This window comes from Jeotgalibacillus soli, from assembly GCF_000829435.1.
GTDB lineage: Bacteria > Bacillota > Bacilli > Bacillales > Jeotgalibacillaceae > Jeotgalibacillus > Jeotgalibacillus soli.
Genome location: NZ_JXRP01000006.1, coordinates 103,183 through 116,028, shown reverse-complemented (window position 1 = coordinate 116,028; position 12,846 = coordinate 103,183). Strand labels below are relative to the sequence as shown.

Annotated in this window: 12 protein-coding genes and 1 pseudogene; 2 read left to right on the top strand and 11 right to left on the bottom strand. The window is 42.0% G+C overall.

Going from position 1 to position 12,846, the window contains the following annotated elements:
* The first annotated feature begins 113 nt into the window (after positions 1–113).
* Positions 114–989 (top strand): LysR family transcriptional regulator, encoded by an 876-nt coding sequence (locus KP78_RS01425; RefSeq protein WP_041085663.1) that lies wholly within the window; start codon positions 114–116, stop codon positions 987–989.
* 128 nt (positions 990–1,117) lie between these two features.
* Here the strand turns inward: KP78_RS01425 and fdhD are convergent, their stop codons facing one another.
* The 11 genes and pseudogenes from fdhD to KP78_RS01370 all read right to left on the bottom strand — a co-directional run bounded on the left by fdhD (position 1,118) and on the right by KP78_RS01370 (position 12,221).
* Positions 1,118–1,945: a formate dehydrogenase accessory sulfurtransferase FdhD gene (fdhD, locus tag KP78_RS01420; RefSeq protein ID WP_422723686.1), complete on the bottom strand. Its 828-nt coding sequence runs from the start codon at positions 1,943–1,945 to the stop codon at positions 1,118–1,120.
* A gap of 40 nt (positions 1,946–1,985) precedes the next feature.
* Positions 1,986–3,257: an L-lactate MFS transporter gene (locus tag KP78_RS01415; protein ID WP_041085661.1), complete on the bottom strand. Its 1,272-nt coding sequence runs from the start codon at positions 3,255–3,257 to the stop codon at positions 1,986–1,988.
* A 429-nt stretch (positions 3,258–3,686) separates the two neighbouring features.
* A pseudogene (locus KP78_RS01410) lies at positions 3,687–4,196 on the bottom strand (helical membrane plugin domain-containing protein); the annotation flags it as partial.
* The gene (fdhF, locus tag KP78_RS01405; protein ID WP_041086074.1) at positions 4,189–7,134 is read right to left on the bottom strand and encodes a formate dehydrogenase subunit alpha; all 2,946 of its coding nucleotides are present in this window, start codon (positions 7,132–7,134) and stop codon (positions 4,189–4,191) included. The pseudogene KP78_RS01410 and the gene fdhF, both read right to left, overlap by 8 nt.
* A gap of 221 nt (positions 7,135–7,355) precedes the next feature.
* Positions 7,356–7,862 (bottom strand): MogA/MoaB family molybdenum cofactor biosynthesis protein, encoded by a 507-nt coding sequence (locus KP78_RS01400; RefSeq protein ID WP_041085657.1) that lies wholly within the window; start codon positions 7,860–7,862, stop codon positions 7,356–7,358.
* Between the two features lie 141 nt (positions 7,863–8,003).
* Positions 8,004–9,014 carry a GTP 3',8-cyclase MoaA gene (gene moaA, locus KP78_RS01395; RefSeq protein WP_041085655.1) on the bottom strand — a complete coding sequence of 337 codons (1,011 nt, stop codon included), beginning with the start codon at positions 9,012–9,014 and terminating at the stop codon, positions 8,004–8,006.
* A gap of 35 nt (positions 9,015–9,049) precedes the next feature.
* Positions 9,050–9,667: a molybdenum cofactor guanylyltransferase gene (locus KP78_RS01390; protein WP_157841415.1), complete on the bottom strand. Its 618-nt coding sequence runs from the start codon at positions 9,665–9,667 to the stop codon at positions 9,050–9,052.
* Between the two features lie 92 nt (positions 9,668–9,759).
* Complete coding sequence (moaD, locus tag KP78_RS01385) at positions 9,760–9,990, bottom strand: molybdopterin converting factor subunit 1 (protein WP_041085653.1); 231 nt, start codon at positions 9,988–9,990, stop codon at positions 9,760–9,762.
* Positions 9,983–10,456 carry a molybdenum cofactor biosynthesis protein MoaE gene (locus KP78_RS01380; protein ID WP_041085651.1) on the bottom strand — a complete coding sequence of 158 codons (474 nt, stop codon included), beginning with the start codon at positions 10,454–10,456 and terminating at the stop codon, positions 9,983–9,985. Before KP78_RS01380 ends, moaD begins: the two co-directional genes overlap by 8 nt.
* Positions 10,453–10,968 carry a molybdopterin-guanine dinucleotide biosynthesis protein B gene (gene mobB, locus KP78_RS01375; RefSeq protein WP_041085650.1) on the bottom strand — a complete coding sequence of 172 codons (516 nt, stop codon included), beginning with the start codon at positions 10,966–10,968 and terminating at the stop codon, positions 10,453–10,455. The genes KP78_RS01380 and mobB overlap by 4 nt, the downstream gene beginning before the upstream one ends.
* Complete coding sequence (locus KP78_RS01370; protein WP_041085649.1) at positions 10,950–12,221, bottom strand: molybdopterin molybdotransferase MoeA; 1,272 nt, start codon at positions 12,219–12,221, stop codon at positions 10,950–10,952. Before KP78_RS01370 ends, mobB begins: the two co-directional genes overlap by 19 nt.
* 130 nt (positions 12,222–12,351) lie before the next feature.
* On the opposite strand from KP78_RS01370, the gene moaC reads away from it, so the two are divergent.
* Positions 12,352–12,846, top strand: a complete 495-nt coding sequence (gene moaC / locus KP78_RS01365; RefSeq protein WP_041085648.1) for a cyclic pyranopterin monophosphate synthase MoaC — start codon at positions 12,352–12,354, stop codon at positions 12,844–12,846.

Here is a 12,846-nt window from a genome sequence, read left to right as displayed (position 1 = left end):
CACCTCAGCTTCTTAATTATCTAAATCTTACAACAATAATATAATTAATAAAATTAAATAATTAGGCTATAATAGATTACATATTTTAATCAATTGATTGGAGGCGCTATCCTTTGAATATCACTTGGATTCAAACCTTTATTGTTGCAGCTAAATATGAAAACTTCCATAAAGCCTCTGAAGTTCTTTATTTATCCCAGCCTACGGTTACTGTGCATATTAAACAGCTGGAAAAAGAACTCGGTGTCCGTCTTTTTGATCGAAAAGGAAGAAATATTGTACTCACTGCATATGGACGTGAATTTTTACCGCATGCCCATAATATGATTGACTCACTGGACAACGGTGTGAACCATATTGAAAAATTGAGACAGGGCTATCACAAAACGTTAACAATAGCGGTTTCCCCGCTCATCGCTTCTACCTATCTCCCCTATTGGATCAAGAAATATATACAGGTTCACATAGATGTAGAGGTTGTAGTGCATGTTGTTGAATCAAACCTTATTGCAGAGGAAGTGGATAAAGGTCATGCTGATTTAGGATTATCACGTATGGAAAGCAAAACACTCGGTCTTTCCTGCGAAAAACTTTATGAGGAATCATTAAAAATCATCGCTCCTCATGATGGATGGGACATAGAGAGCAGTCCCCCGCTTGAAATGGAATCACTCCTATCATCAGAGGTTCTCTTAACACATAACCATCCTGAATATTGGGATACAATACTGCTGGAATTGAAAAACCAGTACGGTCGCATACGAACAATGAAAGTTTCTCAAGTTCATGTTACAAAACGATTTATTGAAGAAGGATTTGGTTTTTCAATTTTGCCTATTTCGACTGTGAGACGAGAGCTGGCAGAGGGGCGCCTTCTTGAAGTTTTCACACATACTATTAAGTTGCCACACGCCGCCACCTACATGATTAAAAAAAGTAAGAACCAGGAAATAAATGATTTTATCAGCAAGATCAAGGAGTTAATTTAATAGTCAAAGCATAGAGGAACGAAGAAAATCCGGAGTAAATGAATAAAAAAGTACAAGGAGCCAGAAGGCATCTTGTACTTTTTCGAGGATATAAATAAGAAGCCGCTTACACAAAGACAGTGATGATATCAGTTCTCTATTTCTACTAATACGTGCTCCTGCTGCATTTTGATGCGATCTGGGCATGTATAGACATTTAATGATTGGTTTCGAATAAATCCTACTGTTGTAATCTCAAGCTCCTCTGCCAGCTGTAAAGCCCTTTCTGTTGGAGCTGATTTGGACAGGACAATCTCACATCCAATTTTCGCTACTTTCAGCAATATTTCAGAAGAAATGCGTCCGCTGAAGACAAGAATTTTATCGCGTAGAGAGATCTTGTTTTTCAGACAATATCCATAAATTTTATCGAGCGCATTATGTCTGCCAATATCCATTCTGCTCAGGACAATTCCATCCAGATCACAAAGTGCAGCATTATGTACACCGCCTGTTTCTTTAAACGTGGAAGCCCCCTCCTGCATCTCCTTCATCAATCGAAAGCAGTCTTCAGGAGTGACACTGATCCTTCTTTCCGTCATTTTTTTTGCGGTCATAGCATCGCTTGCAAATACAAATCCCTGTCTGCTGGCTCCGCAGCAGGAGGTAATATATCTTTTATTTTGAAGACCTTGGTAAAAAGGATTAAGCTTTGACGTTTTCACATGGACGAAGTCTTGCTTATCTTCAATCCATAAATCTTCTATGTCTTCATATCTACGAAGAATTCCTTCAGAAGCTAAATAGCCGATTGCCATATCCTCAATATATTCAGGAGTACAGACCATCGTAACAAATTCTTCCCCATTAATTTTGATCGTGACGGGGTGTTCGGTGGCAACAACATCTTCAATATATTCAGCATTGCCATTATGATAACGAAGAATCTTTCGTGTTGTTACAATTGGATTTTCCACAATCATTCACTTTCCTTATCTCATATTTCTAAAACAAATATTAGCTTGTCACGGGTTGAGACTTCTCATTTGCCTCACGAATCTTTTTAATATTTAAACGGATCAGAAGGGACACACTAAGCGCTGCGACGAAAGCGACTGTAAAAATATACATCGTTATCGAATAGCTGCTTGTTGCTTCCTGTATTCTCGACACTACAATTGGACCAACAAGACCCGCAGCTGCCCACGCTGTAAGGATATAGCCGTGAATTGCCCCAAGTTGCTTTGTTCCAAAAAGGTCGCCGATATATGCTGGAATCGAAGCAAATCCTCCACCATAGCAGGACAATATAATAAAAATCAGTATTTGAAAGACGAATGCATTTGTGACACTCGGCAAAAGGGCGAAAGCAACCGTTTGAATCGCAAAGAACGCTGTGTATACGTTTGGACGGCCGATATAATCTGAAATGGAGGCCCATCCAATTCGTCCAAAGCCATTGAATAACCCCATAATTCCAACCATTGTTGCTGCTGCAGCGGCACTTAAGCCAGCAACATCCTGCGCCATTGGCGAAGCAACCGAAATGATGGCAATTCCACACGTAACGTTTATAAAGAGCATAATCCATAGCGCCCAGAAGCGAACCGTTTTAATGGCTTCATTAGCAGTTAGCTGCGACAGGTCGCCTGCAGGTTTCGCTTGTTTTTCTACCTTTTCTGCTTCCTTTTCTTTCATACCCGCTGGCAGCCAGCCCTTCGGTGGAGAAGCAAGATAGAGTGAAGAAGAAAACATAAGAACGAAATAAATTGTACCTAGTAAATAAAATGTATTGGAAATCCCAATGCTGTTAATCAATGCGGCAATAACCGGACTTGCGATTAACGAAGCAAAACCGAATCCCATAATGGCAAGTCCGGTTGCCAGTCCTCTTCGATCAGGAAACCATTTTACAAGAGAGGATACGGGAGTTATGTAACCGATCCCAAGACCGATGCCTCCAAGCGCTCCATAGAAAAAATATAATAGATAAAGAGACCCAATACTATCCGCATAACCGGATCCAAGCATGCCAATACCAAAACAGATCGAAGCAATCATTCCTGATTTTCTCGGTCCATATTTTTCAACAAAGTGACCCATAAATGCAGCAGATAACCCTAGAAATAGTATTGCAATACTAAACGTGAGAGAAATCTCACTTAATCCCCAATTGTGCTTATCGCCTAATGGATTGGTATATACACTCCATGAATATACAGAACCAATGGAGATATGGATTCCGACTGCAGCCGCAGCAATGAGCCAGCGATTTTTTGTTTTAGCCATCATATTTCCCCTTTCTTTTAAGGATACATCCTGTTTTGTTAAAGTCAATTCTCTTTAAACTCTTTATCGTCTACTGCTTTTAATGCTGATTCTATTAAAACTTCCGTACATCAATTGCTTCGGCAGAAGGTAAATACACAATTTATATGAACGACTGCTCCAGCGATCCTGACAATCAGCTGGAACAGTCCCTAAACACATGAATTGAAGTTTAGCAGCACCATTAGCCGCCCTTCATTATTTACTCATAGCATCCCCTAACTACTTTTTTAAAAAACGTGAAAGTGGAATCGACAGAAGTGTTATGCCGGCTGCAGCAATCATCCATCCTGCTCCGCTGCTTTCTTCCTTAGAAGATGAACTTGAACGGCTTGTTTTCTTGGAAGCCGTAATATCTGAACCTTCCATTCCAACATAGAGTTGTGCCGCTTGATCCTCAGGATTTTGAGTTGTTCGCTCTAGATCGTCCTGTTTTTCACCAAGCCCCTTTAAAAATGCCACACCGACTGCCATTGCTCTTTTTATTTCCGGATCATTCAGAGACCTGAGCAATGTTCTGTAGCCTGCTTTTTCTTCTTTTTCCCCAAGCTCCGCTACTCTTGCAATTCCCGTATTCATTTTCAGAATCACTGGCTCTAGCTGCTGTACGTTTAGCGTGCCGAGAGTACCAAGCATTAACAAAAGGTTCTTTAATGAATTGGCGGTTTCAGGCGTATCTGCTGTTTTTACAAGGATGTCGAGAACCTTATCTCCTTGAGCGAAAAGTCCATTTAGCAGATTTAACACTCCTCTATCCTGCATATGCTTCAGGATCCCAAAGGTCTCTTCAATGACTTCCTTATGTTCCAGCAATGTGTTTTCAATATTTCTCAAATCCCTTTGTCGCTGCTCTTCCTCACTGAATTCAATTCGATGAATAACCTTCGTCGCCTTAGCCATGCTGCTTCGACTCCTTTTTCACCAGATCGCCAGGGAAGATATAATCCTTGCGCGCCCATTTTTTCTGTACCTGTACACCAATTTGAGGCTGAGGATTTCCATTGCGGTGATTAATCTTCGGCAAGGGATTATCACCCTTCGCTCTCAAAATCTCCATCTTGGCACTCACTTCTTTGTAGGCAGGTGTATCCGTGTCTTTATCTGCATGGCTGCTTGTCAAATAGTTGATAGCTCCATCCCCTGTATCATTCATTGGAAGGTACACTTCTTTTCCTCTGACACGATCTGTGATTAAACACTCTACCTTCACATTTCCATAAGGAGACGTTAAGCGGACAAGCGTTCCATTCTCTATCCCTCTCTCTTTTGCAAGCTCCGGTGATACTTCAAGAAATACATTAGGCGTTTTTGATGTAATGCCTTCGGACTTGTATGTCATATTGCCTTCGTGGAAATGCTCAAGCAACCGGCCATTATTGACATGAATATCATATTGTTCTTCGAATTGAAGCGGCTTTGTCCACACAACCGGGAAAAGACGCGCTTTACCATCAGGGAATGGGAATTCATCAATAAACAATAGCGGTGTATCCGTACCGTCCTTTGCAACCGGCCATTGCAAGCTCTTATACCCCTCCAAGAGCTCATATGATACACCAGCATAAAGCGGTGATAACGAAGCAGCTTCGGCCATAATTTCGCTAGGGTGAGAATAGCTCCATCCTGCACCAAGACCGTTTGCAATGTCCATAATAATTTCCCAGTCAGGCTTCGAATCGCCGAGCGGCTCAAGTGCTTGATACAAACGTTGAACCCGTCGCTCTGTATTCGTAAATGTTCCTTCTTTTTCAAGACTTGGTGCTGCAGGAAGCACAACATCTGCAAATTCAGCTGTTCGTGAAAGGAAAATGTCCTGTACAACGAAGAAATCGAGCTTCTCAAACGCTGCGTGAACATGGTTAATGTTGGAATCAACTAAACCCATATCTTCACCCTTCAAATACATGGCTTTAAGGTGACCATCATGAACAGCTGAAATCATTTCATGGTTATTAAGACCAGGCTCGGCAGGAATTTTCACGCCCCATCTCTGTTCATACTTTGAACGAACCGCATCATCCGTTACTTTTTCGTATCCTGGAAAACGATCCGGCATACTGCCAAAATCACTTGCCCCCTGAACGTTGTTATGTCCTCGGAGCGGATAGCTTCCTGCTCCTGGCTTCCCATAGTTTCCAGTGATCAGCAGCAGGTTTGAAATAGCCGTACTCGTATCACTGCCGCCAAGATGCTGCGTTACGCCCATAGCCCATAAAATCGAAACTGTTTTTGAGGAATGAATTTCTTCCGCAATTTTTATCAGCAATTCTTTTTTGATGCCTGTAGCTTCTTCGGCATAGTCCATTGTAAAAGTTTCAAGACTTGCGATATAGTCATCCAAGCCATTGACTCGATTATTTAGGAAGCTTTCATCCTCCCAGCCCTGATCCAAAATATATTTTGTGACAGCTGAAAGCCATACAATATCGCTGCCTGGCGCCGGCTGAATAAAGAGATCAGAACGGTCAGCCATTTCATGCTTTCGCAAATCAGCAACAATAAGCTTTTGTCCATTGAGCTTGTGAGAGCGCTTAACTCTTGTTGCCAAAACAGGATGAGATTCTGAAGTATTTGAGCCTACAATAATCACAAGCTCCGCTTTTTCAATGTCCGTAATCGAACCAGAGTCTCCTCCGTGCCCTACCGTTCTAAACAGCCCCATTGTAGCAGGTGTTTGACAGTATCTTGAGCAGTTATCGACATTGTTCGTGCCTATTACACCTCTGGCAAGCTTCTGCATTAAATAGGACTCTTCATTCGTGCATTTTGAAGAACTGATAAACGCCATCGAATCAGGTCCATGTGCTTTTTTCATTTCTGTGAATTTTCGGGTGATCAGGTCAAGGGCTTCTTCCCATTCTGCTTCACGGAACGCCTCGCCTTCACGAATTAACGGTTTGGTCAAGCGTTCTTCACTGTTGACAAAGTCCCAGCCGAATTTCCCTTTTACACAGGTTGAAATTCCGTTAGCCGGTGCTTCTGCTTGAGGCTCCACCTTTAGGATTTTACGATCTTTTGTCCATACATCAAAACTGCAGCCAACACCGCAATACGTACAAACGGTTTTGGTCTTTTTAATACGCTCGTCTCGCATGGCAGATTCCATATCGGATATGGCCAGAATGGAGCCGTAGCCTGTTTCTACACTTTTTGTGATTTCAATCATTGGGCGGAGGGTTTTCTTTGCTATGCCCGTAAGAAAGCCGGCTTCTCCTTCCATGCCTTTTTCCATCATGGCATTACAAGGGCAAACGGTTGAACAGTGTCCGCATGATACACATGAGGACTCATTGATCGTGGTATTTTTATCCCAAATTACTCGTGGCTTTTCAAGCTCCCAATCGATCGTCAGCGTTTCCGTGACTTGAACATCCTGGCACGCCTCAACACAGCGTCCGCAAAGAATGCACTGATCGGGATCATAACGATAAAAAGGGTTGGAGTCGTCAACCTCATACGGCTTGTGCTGAAATGGAATGCTTTGGTGGTTGATTTTCATTTCTTTTACGGTGTTATGTACCTCACAGCCACCGTTATTAAAGTCGCAGACTGTGCAATAAAGCTCATGGTTGTTTAAAATTCTGTCCATCCCAATCACTTGCGCTTCTTTTACATGAGGTGCTGCGGTATCAATTACATCTCCATTTTTTAATTGTGTAGAGCATGATCTGACCAGTTCACCATTTACACTGACAATACACGTGTCACAAGTTTCAATCGGACCAAGACTTGGATGATAACAAACATTTGGAACTTCAATTGAGCTATCTTTTAGCATTTGAAGAACTGTTTTTTCTTCCGTAAGAGTTACTTCTGCACCATTAACGTTTACTCTCATGTTATCTGGCAAAATTGTCTCTCCTCTCTTTAACCTTTTGTTAAAAAAACTGTTAAGAAAATTCAGTTTTTTTGTCTAATACCCTCTCATTTACAGCTTAAACTCATATCAATACTACTTTTTCCTTATATAGTATCGACAGTCACAGGAGAAAAATGCTGTTTCAAGAAAATATTATGACAAAAATCTACTCTGTTTGATCCATACACCTTTTATATCGGTTACCCTTTTGATAATTCCATCGCAACATGACCAAGCTCCGGAAGAATGAGTTTTTCCATTGCTAATTTCACTGCACCTGTTGATCCAGGAACAGAAAAGATTGCGGTGCGTTGAGCGGTTCCTGCAATGGCACGGGACAAAATAGCTGCAGATCCAATATCATTCTGATAGCTTAAATAGCGAAAAAGCTCACCAAATCCAACCAATTCTTTTTCCAGCAAAGGCTGAACAACTTCAATCGTGACATCCCTCGCCGCAATCCCGGTTCCGCCATTCAGCAGGATCGCTTCAATCGCAGGATCGTGTAATCCCTTCAAAATTGCTCTTTCAATAACGGCTCGATCATCTGTTACGATGTCATACTCAAGCACTGCATGTCCTTCTTCAAGGAGCATGTCCTTCATTCTCTTGCCACTTTTATCTGTTTCCACCGTTCTCGTATCACTTACCGTGATAATTTTACAATTCACTTTTTTAACTGATTTTTTACGGTGCTCCTCCAGCATTTTTTCATCTCCTTATAAACTTTATCCCCGACATACAGATTGGGAGTCTGTATGTCGGGGATTATTATTATTCTATCTTTTATTGTATTGCATCCATCAAAAAACGTATTTAGTAATGCGAACAATAAGGTATTATTCACACTAGCCGCCAATATAGGACATTTCGATTTTAGGACGGTTCTTTGCTGTCTCTTCCGTTCTCTCATCTGAATAGCGGTCTACTCGATTGCTCCAAATGTTTGAGAGGGTTTTACGCACCTCATCAGCAGTTGCTCCTTTTCGCATTAGCGCTTTAAGATCATGTCCTTCCATAGCAAACAAGCATGTATAAAGCTTTCCTTCTGCTGAGACTCTCGCTCGCGTGCAGGAGGAGCAAAAAGAGTCTGAAACGGATGAGATGACACCAACCTCAGTTTCTGTTCCTGCATATTGATATCTGCTTGCCACTTCTCCAAAATACGCTTCTTCCACTGGGGTAACGGAAAAGTGTTCATTCAGCATATCGACAATTTCTTTTTTTGTCACAACGGAAGACAATTTCCACCCATTCGTGCTTCCAACATCCATAAATTCAATAAATCTTAGTGTAATGCCTTTTTCTTTAAAATGGGCGGCCATTGGAATGACTTGATGATCGTTCACCCCTTTTTGAACAACCATATTAACCTTTACGTCCAGTCCTGCTTCTTTTGCCGCTTCAATTCCTTTTAAGACAGGCTTTACTCCCACAGAACGGCCATTCATAATCTTGAACACTTCGTCTTCAATGGCATCCATACTAACATTTACTCGCTGCAGGCCTGCTTCCTTCAGCTTTGCAGCATATTTTGGCAGAAGCATAGCATTCGTTGTTAACGCGATATCCTTTATTTTATCAATGGTATTCAATTTTTTGATCAGCTCATGCAAATCTTTTCTTAATAACGGCTCTCCGCCTGTCAGCCTGATTTTTTCTACACCTAAATCAGCCGCTGCATTGACGATTTCATATATTTCAGAGAAAGACAGATATTCTTCTTTTGGAAGAAATGCATAATCCGGACCAAAAATTTCTGCAGGCATGCAATATGAGCAGCGAAAGTTACATTGATCCGTCACTGAGATTCGAATGTCTCTTAATGGGCGCTGAAACTTATCTTTTAGCTGATTCATATTCTTCACTCCTTTCCGGATTCAACCATTTCTCTTTAAGTGCTTGAAGAATTGTTTTCTAACAGCAGCTTGTATTCATCCTGGTCATTCACATTTTGAAAAACATCTTCCGTAATCGCTAAATCTTGTTCTGTTACATATTTAGTGTTGATTTTATTTAAAAAATGGATCATTCTGTAATTCTCTAAACTCAGCTGTTCCTCTAATTGAGTAAGCGTGCTTCGATGATACAGACCGGCAAGCGGCTGAATTCTGCCAAATACATTCGGAATAACAGCGTCAAACTGACGGTCAATCTGAGCAGCAAGTTTTCCAGCAGCTGCAGCATTCATTCTCGGCATATCACAAGGGAGAACAAAATACCAGGATGCCGGGCATTGCTTCATTGCAGCATAGATTCCGGATAAAGGACCTTTCCCTTTAAACGGGTCTATATCTTCTATAATTGAAAAACCCTTTTCTTTTATAAAACGTGTGCTGAGAGACGGCTGACTGACAATCACATTTTGATCTGTGTACGGAGATAACGCTTCCAGCGCACTCTCATAAAAGTACTGGTTATTATACGTTGCGAACGCTTTTGAGCTTCTGAATCTTTTTGATTCTCCTCCTGCAAGTATGACACCTGCCAGCCCTGGCTTTTTATCGTTCAAACGAATCTCCTCCGATAACATCTCTTCAGATTGTCCCTCTATTGTACGTTTAACTCCTGCATGAATCAAACATATCTATGATGAATCTGTCTTTATCCTCCACTAACAGGCGGGATAAGAGCTACCGTATCACCAGACTGAACCAAATCTTCACTGTCCGCATATTCTTCATTGATCGCAACCATAATAGAATCCGTTTTAATCGAGTACTTTTCAGCAAGCTCCTGCAGCAGCTCCTTTACCGTAATTTCAGTATGATCGACTGTCAGCTGCTCCCCGCCAAGCTTTTCTCTTAAATGGGCAAAAACCTTAATATTAATCATTATTTTCTACCTCCTCCGGCTTCCCTTTTGGATAACTTTTGTTTTCCAGCTGATCCCCAATCCATTCTTCTCCATCTTCCCACTGTTCTTTTTTCCAGATCGGTACAATTTGCTTAATTCGTTCAATCGCATATTCGTTCGCAGCATAAGCGTCTTTTCGATGCGGTGTTGACACCGCAATCACCACAGCAATATCGGAAATATCAAGCTTCCCGGTGCGGTGAGTGATGGCTGTGATCGCATCTGGCCATTTCTCGTTAATTTCTTCTCCAATTTTCGCCAGCTGCTTTTCAGCCATAGAGGGATAGGCCTCGTACTGCAATGATAGCGTTCTCTTCCCCTTTGTGAACTCTCTCACTGTTCCTATAAAATTCACGATTGCCCCAGCTTCCCTGCGCACAACCTTTTGCGTCACTTCTTCAATTGAAACGGGCTCACTTGTAATAATAAACATCGAATTTTTCATTTCGTCCTCCCAATAAACTCAATAAACCACTCAAGATAGCGTTCTTCCTCGTTGATCAAAAAAACAGGATACGGTGCCTGGATCGGTTCACAGCTGATCACGGCTTCAATATTCTCAAGCTTATCCAATAAAAATAGGTCTTCTTCCTCTTTAATCATAACAATTTTTGGATAATTTTCGTGTTTATAACCCTCTATTAATATCGCGTCAATCTTCATTTGACAATATATAGATAAAATTTCATCAAGCTGCCATTGTGATTGACTGATAGTCATTTGCAGTACTCCTCCGCCTTCAACCCCGCTTATGACGGCTCCTGCCTGCCGATGGCGTTCACTGTCTTTGCTTTGAGCAGCCAGATCAGGTATACCGCCATGACCATGATGCTTAATCGAAGCGATTCGAAAATGGCGCCTGCTGGCCTCTTCAATCAGCTTGCTTACCACCGTTGTCTTTCCGCTATTTTGGAATCCGACGACCTGTAAAATAGTAATTATTTCTCCCAAGGCCATTCACTTCCTTCATAGGATTCCAGCAGCAGTACGTCTACAAGATCGCCATCTTTATATCCCCGTGTTCCGCCTGGCAATACTACAAGTGCATCAGAAGTCGCAAGAGAAGTCACAGCATTTGATTTATTGAAGCCGCTTGGTGCAGCCTTTAATCCTTCTGTTGTTATGTTCAATTTACTTCTAACAAAACGGGTAAAGGGATTAGGCTTCAGAAAATCCTCGGATAATCGAGCCTCCACTTTTGGCAGATGAGGTTTAGCTGAAAACAACAGCGTTTTGACCACAGGACGAACAAGCACCTCGAATCCTACATAACAGGCAGAAGGATTTCCTGACAGCCCGAATAAATATTTCCCTTCCCAATGAGCGACTGTCGTAACACTTCCCGGTCTCATGGCAATCTTATTAAACAGCACCTCTGCTCCAAGCTTTTCATAAACAGCTGGCAAATAGTCAAAATCGCCAACTGAAACCCCGCCTGTTGTTATGAGCATATCCACCTCTGCAGCGGCTTCATTAATGGATTGATAGCAGCGTTCAAGATCATCTTCAAGCTTTCCGAAGTATTTTACCTCTGCACCCGCCCGTTCAATTTGAGCGGCAATCATATGTGCGTTGCTGTTGCGTATTTTCCCCGGCTGCAGCTCCTCATGCACATCAAGCAGCTCTGAGCCTGTAGCAAAAACACCAATAAGCGGTTTTTTTGCAACATAGACATACTCGTAGCCAAAAGTGGCTAAAACAGCCACGACACCCGGATTAATTAATTCGCCTTTTTTTACTAAAACAGCACCTTGCTCTGTATCTTCACCCTTAAACGATACATTATCGCCTGGTTGAAACGGACGTTTAATGGTCATTGTGCTTACGCCGTCTTCAGTAGATTCGGTGGTAAGCTCGAGCATCACAACCGCATCACATTGATCCGGCAGCTGAGCACCTGTCATAATTCGAACAGCCTCATACGGTTTTACCTCTTTGGTCGCGACAGAGCCTGCCCCGACCGTCTCGATTACGTTAAAGGTGATTGGATTTCCCCTGCTCGCCTGCGCCGAATCCTCTGCACGAATGGCAAATCCGTCATAAGGCGAACGGTCAAACGGCGGAACAGGGTGGACAGCAATAATATCCTCTCCCAGTGTCCGACCATATGCATCATTAACATGGATCTTTTCTTTTGTCCCGGGAGCGGCGAAGCTCATTACTCTGCTCACCGCTTCTCCAATGGGAATCGGCTTTCTTCTCTCTGCCATTTCTAAAAGCTCCTCTCTCCTTCTTCGTTGAAAATCCTTTTTTTAAAAGATATAGCGTCATGGTACAATACCATCAATTGATCTATATACTCACAAACTTTTTCACTATTGAAATGGAGGCTTTATCGCAATGTCCGATTTTACACACTTTAATGATCAGGGAAGAGCTAAAATGGTTGATATTACACAAAAGCCGGAGACATCGCGCTCCGCGATTGCCCAATCAAGCATCTTGCTTAATGAAGAAATCTATACAAAAATCACAAACAATGAGATGAAAAAAGGTGATGTTCTTGCTGTTGCGCAAGTTGCCGGTATCATGGCAGCGAAACAAACATCTACGCTTATTCCTATGTGCCACCCTATTCCGATCAGCGGCATTGACATCTCTTTTGACTGGATAAAAACAGAACAGAGCTATAAATTATCCATTTCATCTACTGTTAAAACAAAAGGCAGCACAGGCGTTGAAATGGAAGCTCTCACAGCCGCTTCAGTCTGCGCACTAACCGTTTATGACATGTGTAAAGCAGTCGATAAAGGCATGATCATCGGCCCCACTTTTTTAAAAGAAAAAAAAGGCGGCAAAAATGGTGACTTCTCCCGTCAGGATGAACCGGTTTAA

Excerpts from the sequence above, each read along its gene's own strand:
- mobB (WP_041085650.1), bottom strand. The coding sequence starts at position 10,968 with ATGGCCTTGGGAGAAATAATTACTATTTTACAGGTCGTCGGATTCCAA.
- moaA (WP_041085655.1), bottom strand. The coding sequence starts at position 9,014 with ATGAATCAGCTAAAAGATAAGTTTCAGCGCCCATTAAGAGACATTCGA.
- KP78_RS01415 (WP_041085661.1), bottom strand. The coding sequence starts at position 3,257 with ATGGCTAAAACAAAAAATCGCTGGCTCATTGCTGCGGCTGCAGTCGGA.
- moaD (WP_041085653.1), bottom strand. The coding sequence starts at position 9,990 with ATGATTAATATTAAGGTTTTTGCCCATTTAAGAGAAAAGCTTGGCGGG.
- KP78_RS01370 (WP_041085649.1), bottom strand. The coding sequence starts at position 12,221 with ATGGCAGAGAGAAGAAAGCCGATTCCCATTGGAGAAGCGGTGAGCAGA.
- KP78_RS01380 (WP_041085651.1), bottom strand. The coding sequence starts at position 10,456 with ATGAAAAATTCGATGTTTATTATTACAAGTGAGCCCGTTTCAATTGAA.
- fdhF (WP_041086074.1), bottom strand. The coding sequence starts at position 7,134 with ATGAGAGTAAACGTTAATGGTGCAGAAGTAACTCTTACGGAAGAAAAA.
- KP78_RS01400 (WP_041085657.1), bottom strand. The coding sequence starts at position 7,862 with ATGCTGGAGGAGCACCGTAAAAAATCAGTTAAAAAAGTGAATTGTAAA.
- moaC (WP_041085648.1), top strand. The coding sequence starts at position 12,352 with ATGTCCGATTTTACACACTTTAATGATCAGGGAAGAGCTAAAATGGTT.